Source organism: Pseudomonas sp. F9001, from assembly GCF_013385435.1.
Taxonomy (GTDB): domain Bacteria; phylum Pseudomonadota; class Gammaproteobacteria; order Pseudomonadales; family Pseudomonadaceae; genus Aquipseudomonas.
Genome location: NZ_JACAPX010000029.1, coordinates 1 through 355, shown reverse-complemented (window position 1 = coordinate 355; position 355 = coordinate 1).

Here is a 355-nt window from a genome sequence, read left to right as displayed (position 1 = left end):
AAATGTGGGAGCCGTCGAGCTTTAGCGAGGCCGCGATAGCGGTGGGTCAGGCACCCTCAATGTCGACTGTGCCGACGTCATCGCAGCCTCGCTGAAGCTCGACAGCTCCCACAGGGGGTCTACTCCCGCCTTCAGTCCGCGGTCGTGTGGCTGGTTAAACTCGATCCAAGCAGTCCCTCTGCAGTTTGGCGGCTGACAAAGATCCCCTGTGGGAGCCGTCGAGCTTTAGCGAGGCCGCGATAGCGGTGGGTCAGGCACCATAAATGTCGACTGTGCCGACGCCATCGCAGCCTCGCTGAAGCTCGACAGCTCCCACAGGGGATCTACTCCCGCCTTCAGGCGGCGCGCGTGTGGG